We start from the raw sequence: 5,571 nt of genomic DNA on the forward strand, positions 1-5,571 counted from the left end.
AGTGTCGCACGGTCATCTCCTATACCCGTTTGACAAGCCGTGAGTGCGAGCAACTCCACTGGCTCTGTACCTTTACTAAAGCGGCGAATATCACTCTCTAGCTGAGTAATTGTAATTTTCTCATTATTACCCGTGACTAGAAAGCTATCTTCTGGAAGAGTGCCAAATTGACCGTGAGTGGCAACGTGAATAATCGGGTAAACCGTTTGTTTAAGTTCTTGCTCTAAGCTCTCAGGAGTAAATTGTTCGTCCAAGAGTTTCTTGCTACCTGGAAATAGCTTTATAACTCGATTGATTTCATCGGTGACATTTGCCAAAGCCTTAAAATTTTCACCATCAACGGTAGCGGCTTCGGTTAAGCCCAAAGCTAGCGTCCGCAGACTTGGAAAGTTTAGGGGTTTAGGAGATGTCAAGCGCAAACCGGGAGTCGTAGCAATAGCGTATTTCTGAACTAGAAATTCTTCACCATTGTGGAGCGCAGCCATCGGTACGCTGCGTAATAGCCCATCTTGGATGAAAACGAGAGTTTTAATTTTTGTTGGTGTTAAATCGGAGGCGAAAGGGCGAATCAGCAAGTTATATAGATTTTGTGCTGGTGTTAAAAAAGCGTCAGTAGGATCGTAAAATTTCTGAATTTCTATACGAAACTTTTTGATTTCTTCTGTAAGTTTTTTACTATCGTTTATCCAGACTAGCCGTTTAAATCTTCTTTCAGTATTTGGCTTTCCCTTCTCGTCAGAGTTGGGTAAACTCACCACAATCGCCGTTCGATCGTCCAAAATTATAGAACTAAAGACAGCAGTGTCTTCTCTTTCTAAGTCATCAACTCGTTCTGGCTCAAAAACGGTAAAGACACACTCATTGCCGAAGTAATTTTGCAATTCTGCTAGTTTCAAAGAATCGATCGCGTTGAGTGCAGAATCGAGTTCCTTTTGGTACTCTTGACTTGCAATAGGCAGCGCTTCAGCACGCTCTAGCTTTAACTGAGCAAACTCACGGTAGAGAGGAGTAATCGTATCCCGAAAGCTAAATTGCAAGTCTCGCTGGGTAATTAACAAATTGTCTCGAATACCTCCTGAGCCTTCTAAAGTTGCGATCGCGCGTTCGTAAGCAGCAATTGCCTCAGATTCTTTCGCCTGTGCTTTAAATATTCGTCCCGCTTGCCACTCCCACAAATAAAGACTATCTTTAGCACGTAAGTTTTGGTCGGCTGCCAATCTTGCCTGTTTGGTAAAATCTAAGGCTTTATTGTAGTCTTTGCGGCATTCGTAGAGATGACCTAGTTTACCTAACGCAAATGATTCGGAGCGAGAATCTTTAATGCTTCGAGCCATATAGACAGCTTTTTGCAGGAGTTCTTCTGCCTGCAATTCGTTGAGTTTTCGTGGCTGACATTGAGCTTGAGATGAAGTATAATTAATAGAATCAACAGGTTGTTCTATTTCGGCTAAATTGATTGCTGCATAGACTTTATTGGGAGAATCTGGGATGATATTAAGTAGACTTAGAGCTTCTTGCAATGCTTGCTCGGCATTATTAGTGCGATCGGGTAACTTAAAATATTTCGATCGGTAATAAAGTTGAATCAAATTGAGAAGCGATCGCATTTGACTCGATCTATCGTTTTGAATGCGACTCTGTTCGAGACTGTTCTCGAAATAATCTAAAGCTTTTGTGTAATCGGCAGTAGCTGATTTAATGAATTCATTAGCCTTATTTTCTGCATTTCTGAACTTAGCAGAATCAGCACGCTGCTCGCTCAGTTGAGCTTTACTAAAGTAAGTATTACCGAGACTATTAAGCACTGAGGCGCGATAAACTGGGGAGTTAATTTCCCCGACAATCTTTAAGCTAGCCTCTAGAGTTTCAATAGCTCGATCGTACTTTCCTGTGAGGCGATAGGCTTCTCCCAAACTTCCCAAAGCCGCCGCTTCTCCCTCACCATCTCTAAATTTTTCGGCAATTTGCAAAGCACTTCCTTCACTTTTGGGGCAAATTTCATCAGCCTCAGAAGCACCGCATAAAAGCGATCTCGCTTCTCTATTTTGCCCCAAACGGCTGTAAGTTTGAGCGAGCTCTGTGAGTAACCGTCCCACCTTCACGAAATCTCCAGAGGAACGATAGTTGGCGATCGCACTTTTCCAATAATCGATCGCTGACCCGAATTGACCGATTTGTTGATAAGCTATGGCTAGTTTTTCTCGAACGAGCGCCTCGTTAGCGCGGTTTTTAGTGCTTTGATAGGCGGTTAAAGCAGTTTGCCAAAGTGCGATCGCGCCTTGCACGTCTCCTGTTTTATATCGTTCGATTCCTTGTTGTACGATTTGGCTGGGATTGGCAGACTGTGCGGTTGCTACCTCTGGCCATCTTAGTTGTAAAGGATTAAAAGAAACATGACTCAGCGACAGACAAATGGTGAGACTGGTTAGAAATAAAATTACCAGGACATGGCGGACACGGAATCGGCAATGTCGGGTTGGCATAGGAGTAAGCTATGGTAGGTTTTCATGAAGATTTTAATTCTCGATTTTGCCACCAAACCAAGCTGGAGTTTAAACTCCTTTCTAGCTTTGGTTTGCAATTAACCTAGCATAACAGGTGAATGCCTAACTTCGACATTGATTATTGTCCATCGAGCGAACATTTCCCGATCGCGTGATTATAATAATGTAGGGTGTTCTCTCTTCTGCGAGCGATGGCGAGCGAAGGCTTGTCCAACTGTTCGATCGCAAGTTGGTATTTTTTGAAATCGATCGAATTGTACCAATGATTCAGACTTGCTATATAACCACTGAGGTTGAAAAACTAGGTTTTCAAGCTGTTGTGCTAAGCATAGCCAAACTTAAACTCTGGAGAAAATCGTGGATTTTACCAGAGAAACAGACAACACAGAATTTGAGTCAAAAGTGTCCGAACTGCTGCCTGACTTAGCTCAATTGCTAGACAATTGAAATAGAGCCAAGCGTACAATTATTGAGGAAAATGAGAGACTCATTTTCAGAATTGAATCCAGCAACTGCGTCATTGAAAGCGATGAAGGTTCCGGCTAGACCGGAAACTTTAAATGCTGCAGCACTGTTGGCTGTAAACACACCACTGGTTAGTACAGCAGAGATAGCTGCTTCACTCAAACTAGCTGCATTACCAACAGAGGTAGTGAGTGTTGCTGCAACTATATAACTAGGAGCATCAATTTGGTCACCCATAGAGTAGTCAGTAATCACATCATAGTTGGTTAACAAGGATTGACTGAGATCCGTATAGGTAAATCGATCGCTCCCACTCCCACCAGTTAAGATATCTTTGTCATTGCCACCCACGAGAGAGTCATTGCCCCTGCCACCGATTAAAGAGTCATTGCTAGCCCCACCATTAAGGGTGTCATTACCAGACTCGCCGATTAAAGAGTCATTGCCAGCCCCACCGTTGAGAATGTTATTGAACTCATTGCCAGTAATCAGATCGGCAAAAGCAGAACCATCGGCATTCTCAATTATTGCACCATTAGCAATAGTAAATCCGCCAAAAATGCCCTCGGCAGAAGAGATATAACCACCAGCACCTGCCCCATCTACAGCAGGGTTGAGCGAGGCATCATTGAGATCGATCGTGACACCCGATAGTGCCCCAACACCACTAATAGTATCAATTCCGCCAGCATCCCAAATACAAGAATAATAGGTACCTGATTGGTCGGCAGTGGGCAGGAAGTATGTGTCGTTACCAGTTTTGTAGCTGTTGTTTGCCCCATAAAGATACTGAATAGCAGCAATATCAAACGCCATAGGTGTGCCTTGATAGCCGTAGTCCAGTGTACCTGGATCGCCACCACTCTTAACTAGCCCATCATTGTAGGACATGGTGGTGTAAACGCCCTGGTTCAAGCCATAGTCCCCTGTATCCCCAAAGGCGGCGGTAACTCCTGGATAAATTGATGAACCGCCTGCCTTGTCATGGGGGTGAGCCAGCCCTAATCCATGTCCAAGTTCGTGAATTAAAGTGGTGAAGCTAAAGTCACCTTGCGCTATTCCATCAGTATTCCAACCATCTCCTTCCCAGTTGAAATAGCCAATTCCCTGTCCATCTGTTCCAGGAGGACTGAACATTCCTAAGAAATCATTCGCATCGGCATTATCCACGTTATAGAAGCCAAGGGTAGCTGATTCATTATTGTCCCCAGCATTCACAAATTGAATATTGGCAACCGCTGACCAACTGTTTAAAGCGTTTACCATAGAAGCTTTTTCCCCTGCAAACCAGTCATAGGGGTTTTGGGCGATGTCGTCGTAGTAGGCGTCATCAAAACTGGCAGTTTGGGAATTCCAGAAAGAGTAATCAATCGTTGTTGTTGACGATGAACCTGATTTCCAATAATTCCCACCCCAGAGAATGCCATCAATGTAGACATTGCCTGTGAAACCCTTATTGCCAACAGGCAAAGTAGCAATTTCTGAAATCTGGGATAGTGTGCCTCCACGAGCATCTGCAAAACCTTTGCTATTAAGGTCTGCCTGGAATGCAATATCAGTTGGGATGGTCGCGATTGATTTGACCTCCAACTCATTTTCAATGTAGGGACTTGTAGAAGAAATTGTATTTCCAAAAGTCGTTTCAGAAGGCATAGTTGGTTGCTCCTAATAATTTCATCCGCGTGATTTATACGATAGGATGTCAAATAGAAAGAACGCATTAACCTTCTGTGCCAACTTAATGACATAACCCAACTAATAAAAATACAAACTTGTGCAGGCAAGTTTGCATAAGCGTGCAATGTTAGCGGGACATTATCGCGCTGATACTCTGAAGGCATCAACGACAGTAAGGTGTAGACTCGCTTGCTGGGCATGGGCAAGAATTGTTTGCATTTTTCTTGCTTTTCTCAATGCAATCGCAGAGAATTGGTATATGGAGTGCTCAGTCTCCCAGAATTGCTTTGTTTATAGGGCTAGAAAAATTCTGGTTTGAGACGATTCATTATTCATAATTAAAAATGGGTTAGAGACCCCCACTTCTTAAGCAGCTTACGTTTAGGTGGTTTAAAAGCGAACTTAAGCTTTCAGCCCGAAATTTATTTGGAGGCTGTTTATCGGGTAGGTGCAAGATGTGAGTTAAGGTCACTCAAAAAGAAACTCTAGTGATAGATTTATCAATATGTTTGAGAAACCAACCTATGATTGCTAAAAGGTGGTTCGATCGGTGTTGGCAGTGGCAGATTGGGGGTTGTGTCGCCATATTTGGGACACTCCTCGTAGGAGGGGGCGATCGCGCTAACGCCCAAATCGTGCCTGACAATACGCTAGGTGCTGAAAGTTCTGTCGTTACACCCAAGGTCAATATACGGGGTATTCCAAGCGATCGCATTGATGGTGGCGCAATACGAGGCGCTAATCTCTTCCACAGTTTTGAACAATTGAGTGTTTTAGAAGGAAGAGGCGCTTATTTCACCAATCCAGCAGGAATTGAAAACATTCTCTCGCGCGTAACCGGGGCGAACCGTTCGGATATTTTGGGACGGTTGGGGGTTTTAGGCCCTGCTAATTTGTTTTTAATTAATCCAAACGGCATTGTGTT

3 protein-coding genes are annotated in these 5,571 nt (G+C 43.6%); 1 reads left to right on the forward strand and 2 read right to left on the reverse strand.

Annotated features, from left to right (window positions below; translation table 11 throughout):
• Both QUA23_RS30395 and QUA23_RS30400 read right to left on the reverse strand, forming a co-directional pair.
• Positions 1-2,483 (reverse strand): CHAT domain-containing protein (locus tag QUA23_RS30395; protein WP_333110687.1); only part of this gene is annotated, 2,483 nt, incomplete at its 3' end.
• A 456-nt stretch (positions 2,484-2,939) separates the two neighbouring features.
• Positions 2,940-4,622 carry a M10 family metallopeptidase gene (locus QUA23_RS30400; RefSeq protein ID WP_333079586.1) on the reverse strand — a complete coding sequence of 561 codons (1,683 nt, stop codon included), beginning with the start codon at positions 4,620-4,622 and terminating at the stop codon, positions 2,940-2,942.
• Between the two features lie 548 nt (positions 4,623-5,170).
• Here QUA23_RS30400 and QUA23_RS30405 point away from each other — a divergent pair.
• Positions 5,171-5,571: two-partner secretion domain-containing protein (locus tag QUA23_RS30405; RefSeq protein WP_333110689.1), on the forward strand; the 401-nt coding region annotated here is incomplete at its 3' end.

It is taken from the genome of Microcoleus sp. Pol1C5 (genome assembly GCF_036701115.1).
Classification (GTDB): Bacteria; Cyanobacteriota; Cyanobacteriia; order Cyanobacteriales; family Microcoleaceae; genus Microcoleus.

What these genes read in the sequence shown, in the direction of transcription:
- QUA23_RS30400 (WP_333079586.1), bottom strand. Translation starts at nt 4,622, where the DNA reads ATGCCTTCTGAAACGACTTTTGGAAATACAATTTCTTCTACAAGTCCC.